Raw genomic sequence first — 5,173 nt, forward strand, 5'->3', positions numbered from 1 at the left:
ACCAAACGATAGCCTAGCAAGAAGAGAATAATGCCTAGCGATAAAACCGCTATGACCACCGCATTCCCTGTATATGGTATCTCAATACCGGGAGGTGTGACGGGTTTGTTCTTGATTTTAACAATTTCAGACACATGTGAATCCGAAGTAATTTCAAAAGGAATCGTATCTTGGGCTAGAATATAGCCTGCAGGAGCCTTGACCTCTTTCAGATAATAAGTACCATAGGGAAGAGGTCCTACAACAAACTGACCGTTTGCTCCAGAAGTAACATGATAGGTAATGCCGTCGACTATCACTTCCTTCAATTCTCCGTTCACTTCCTCAAGAACTGCAAACTCTGCACCAGATAAGGGGGCAGTACTTGTAGATACCTTCAGAAATGGCTTACTTCCTTTTTCTTTGCTAGGCCTTCTTACCTTAGCCTCAATCCGCGCAACACTGCCGTCAACTTTCATCAAGAATGGGACAACCTCGAGACTCGTAGGAGTTCCTACTTGTCGGACATAATACCACCCTTTCGTCAAGCCCTGAAAAGTGGCCTGACCTTCTGAAGTAAGGTCTTGCGAGGAAATCGGCTCTCCGTAGAGTTGGTTCAACTCAGACCTACTTTTTTGATATAAAGTATCTGCCAACCGTTCAGAAGAGGCTGGCTCTTCTGCAGCGATATACCAAGCCTCCAAGCCTGTCGAAACTTGACTGGCATCTATCCCATCAGGAAGCGGAATATGAACCTGAACATCAAAGGAATCTTGTGCTTGGAGTGAAAGCGAGGGCAGTGACAATACACAAATAATAGCTATAAAACAACATACTAGCTGTCTGATTCGTCTCATCTGTCCCTCCTTTTCAACTGATATTATGCTTCTTCAGATTGGCGTTTTTTCATAGCGATGAATGCAAATACCATCACACTCAAACCAACAACTGTGAAGACAAGGGTACCAATACCACCAGTTTGTGGGATTGTTACTTTTTTGTTGTTTACGCGTTTATGGCCATCAATTGCAGTCGCTGAAGTATCTGTCCAAGTACCAGGACCTACTTGAAATTCAATTGGTGAAGTAAGAAGTGCGTATCCATCTGGAGCTTTTGTTTCGACAAGTTGGTAAGTACCAGCATTAAGACCTTTAACTTCAAACTTACCATCTGTTGATGATACAAATGTGAAGGCAGCTGATTGACTTGAAACCCAAGTCCATTGCATGTTCATCGCTTCATAAGCAACGTCGCGAGCCGCTTTTTTAGTCTCAATTTCATTTTGAGGTTTCTTTTCATTCACAGCTGCTACATAAGCATCTTCTGCATTTTGATAAGCAGACATTTGAGCTGTTCGAGTTGTTTCATCTTTCAACGCAAGGAATTCACCGGCTGCATTTTTTACAACGAATTTTGCACCAACAAGTTTTGTTGCAGCTGTTGTATCATCAGTCTTCACAAAACGTTTACCATAAGTGATAACTTTTGGCTCTTCTGGCTCAAGTGGATCTGGGTTAGGGTTTTTCTTGTTTTCTACATTGATAGTACCAGTAGCACCATTTGTGTAGTTAGGAAGTGAACTTGGAACGCTAGTTTCCTCGATTACAACATATTCTTTAGAGTCATCAAGACCTTCTAATTTACCTGAGTTAGTACCTGCTTGGAGTGTGATTCCACCCACACGTACACCAGTTTCTTTTTCATACACACCGAATACAACGTCTTTTGGGGTTACACCTTCACCCCATGTTTTGTTAACAGTAATTTCACCATTTGATGGTTTTGTAGATTTTGGTTCTGAGAAGTCGCTTGGACGGTTACCATAAATCAATTTAACCTTGTTAGGGATACCTGTATCAACAGCAGCAGAATCATTCAATGTTGCCTTGTATGTCAAAGTGAAGTTTACATCACCTGCTTTGGCAGCAGTTTCCAATTTAGCAAGACCAGTCGCATTCAACTTAACCATGAAGCCACGTTTGGTTTCAACCAAGCTATAGTCAGTATCTTTTGTCCAAGTAGTAACAGTTGGATTTGGATCTTGTCCAGTAGTGGAAGTGATTGCCAATGAACCTAGTGTAAAGTCAAGACCTGCAACCATGGTATCTTCCCAAGCAAATGTTTTGTAGGCTGCATCCTTTGGAACAGTTGTTGTAATCTTATAATCGATACGATCGCCAATGTTTACTGGTTTTTGAGTTTTTGAACCATCTGCAAATGTTTTATCGATTTCAGGTTTATCTTCAGTGTTCTTTGGATAAACGTGTAATTTATCAGTCTCACTAAAGTAACCAGTACCGTCTGTCTTAGCTTGTGGCAATTCAAGTTTGAATGGTACAGCTTTCATACCAGTCAATTCATTCTGACCATTGTAGTAAGATGAGGCTTCTTTATCTTCCGTGAAGATATAGGTACCATCCACAAGAGTGAAGCTAGCACCCTTGTCTCCTGTATCAACAGTATTCACACCATTTTGATAGTCTTGAACAAGTTTATAGTTACCATTGTCACCAGCAATACCAAGAGTCTCACCTGTCTTTGTACCTGTATCAGCTGCATCAACCTTTTGCCATACCTTGAAGTTTACTCCAGCAACTTCCTTAGCAGAGTTACCGAAATAACCTTTCAAGTTAGTAATCTCATTACCATCATATTCTGGTACAGTACCTGGAGTTTTACTAGAACCATTAAAGTTACCAAATTGTTCTTCGTTCATTACGATCTTGTGAACGACAACGGTTGTTTTGTGAGGTTGAGTCGTATCAGGACCCTCAGCAAACACAGTTGCAAGGTTGCCTAGGGAGCCCAAAAGTGTGATAAGGACTGTAAGCAACGAGAAAAGCTTATTTCTTTTTTTCATTAATCTTCCCCTATATGATTTTGATTTATTTTTTTGTTACATTAAGGTTTATTCAGTGTATTTGCGACGTCGCTCAACGGCAAAAGCAACGAACATCATCACCCCCCCTAATGCAATATAAGGAATAATTCCTATACCACCCGTTTTCGGATATTCTCCTTTGCGGAGGTTTTTCACGATAATCAGGTGACTATCCGTATTGTCTAGGCTAACGAGGTCGCCTCCATCTTGGATAGTGATGGCTCCATCTGCGCCTATATCAATATGGATTTCTTTTTCAATCTTTTGATAGCCGTCTGGTGCTACCGTCTCTTTCAAAATGTACGATTTCCCTACTGGCAAATTGTCAAAGAGAACTTCATCTCCTGTTGTCGTTGTTGTCTTAACAACTGCTGTCGCTTGTGCATTCCCACTTTCTTTCAATTCAAATGTCGCTTCTAGACGCTGAGCTGAATCACGATACGAGCGTTTTGCCAACTTGAACTGAGAGGTTGTTCGGGTATTTTTCATAGTAAAGACGACAAGACGATTCGTATCTGCTCGAGACAATGATACCGTCTCGTCTGGATTATGAAGAAGGATAGAGCCATCGTGGTTAATCTGGAAGCGGTATTCCTTCTGATTGAGGAGATAACCGGAAGGAGCCTGGTCTTCTTTTAGGATATAATAGCCAGGCTCAAGATTCGTCTGATAGATACCAGCACTTGTCAGACCCTGAGCTAAGGCTGTGTCTCCTTTTGTCCAGTTAACATCTGTCTTATAGATTGAGAATTGAGCATTATCGAGGAGAGTCGCCTCATTTGTACTATCCACTTTTTTGATTTGGAAGTTAAAAGTACGAATGTTTTTAGCCACCATGACAAGCGTATCCCCCTGCCCTATCTCAACGGATACAAGAGCCTGATCTGCATCAAGGAGCGTCAAGCGTCCGTCTTCCCCAATCCGAAGGCGCGTATCTCTGATTTTTGTGTAACCTGATGGAGCTTGTGTCTCTCTAAGGACGTATTCTCCAGGTGGAATATTTGGAAAATCAATTGTGTTATCCAAGTGAGAGTAGCTACCACCCTCAAGGGCTGTCATACGACCGTTAATCAGTACTTGAACCTTATTGCTACCATCTTCGTTTGGTCCCTCAGATGGATAGAGAGCAAATCGAGCACCAGATACTCCGTTAGTTGGATTATCATAGTCGCGCTTCTTAATCTTCAAGCGATAGGTCTTCACATTGTTCTTCAGTGTGATTGAAATGACTTTATCATCAGAAAGTGGTGCGACAGCAATAAGGTCGTCGGCATTTTCTACTGTTGTAGTCCCATCCGTAGCGATAATTAGTTTGTACTTGGTTCCATTTGTCTGGAAGCCTGCTGGGGACTGGGTTTCTTGTAGATAGTAGGTACCCGGTGTCAAGGCTGGAATCTCTACTTCCCCAGTCGTTCCTGTCACCAAGTCACTTCCAACCTGCGTGCGTCCATCCCCACCAAAGAGTTTGAAGGTTGCATTTGCAAGTCTGCGGTTCTCATCCCTGCTATCAACCTTGATAATCTTCAGTTTCGGTTTGAAGATGTTGGTGAGTTTGAGATTTATCCGTCCATCTTTTGTATTGATTTCGGCATTGGTCGGTGCGCCGTCTGCTAACCGAACTTGACCATCCGCTCCAACGATAATATCAAACGGTTGAAGCAATTCGTAACCAGCTGGTGCAGCTAACTCACTAATCGTATACGTTCCCTGAGGAAGTTTAAAGACAGCATTGCCAACGTCATTTGATTGGGTCCACCACGTCAAGGCTTTGTTTGCGGTATCAATCGTTGCTTGATAATGTTGGATATGCCAATTATCATCGCTAAATAGCGGAGCTGGACCGTTATTTTTTGCCTTGATTTGCAGCTGAACTCCTGCCAAATTGATCGTCGGCGTTAGGTTGCTAACCTTTTCGATACTGAAATCTGTAAATGGTCTGTTCTTGACGACAAGTTCAATCTCGTTATTGGCATTCACAGCTTGACCTTCCAACAAGTCTTGTGGTCCTTCCACAATCGTAATTTGTCCATCTAGACTGATGGTCAATTTGATTTTCTGGATTGGATTGTAGCCTGTTGGGGCTGTGACCTCTTTGAGGACGTAAGTGCCCGGTCGCAGATTACGGAAGGTGAGGCTATTTCCTGTCTGCGTGGTATTGCCTTGGTCTAACCTAGTAGACTCATTCTCATTGTAGAGTTCGAAGCGAGCATTGAGGCCGGTATTTGGATTTGCAAGGTCTCGTTTCTTGATAAGCAAATTGTAGGTGAGTAATTCGTTTTTCACGAAGATTTTCAATACATTTGCAGTAGCGGT

The 5,173-nt window shown here is 42.3% G+C and carries 3 protein-coding genes; all 3 read right to left on the reverse strand.

Annotated elements, in window-relative coordinates:
- Positions 1-836: MSCRAMM family protein (locus SST111_RS00035; RefSeq protein ID WP_099809590.1), on the reverse strand; the 836-nt coding region annotated here is incomplete at its 3' end.
- 23 nt (positions 837-859) lie between these two features.
- Positions 860-2,839, reverse strand: coding sequence for an isopeptide-forming domain-containing fimbrial protein (locus SST111_RS00040; RefSeq protein WP_099809591.1), 1,980 nt, complete (start codon positions 2,837-2,839; stop codon positions 860-862).
- A gap of 48 nt (positions 2,840-2,887) precedes the next feature.
- Positions 2,888-5,173 (reverse strand): SpaA isopeptide-forming pilin-related protein (locus SST111_RS12105; protein ID WP_218963963.1); only part of this gene is annotated, 2,286 nt, incomplete at its 5' end.

The sequence above is a fragment of the Streptococcus suis YS161 genome (assembly GCF_002760245.1).
Lineage (GTDB): Bacteria > Bacillota > Bacilli > Lactobacillales > Streptococcaceae > Streptococcus > Streptococcus suis_I.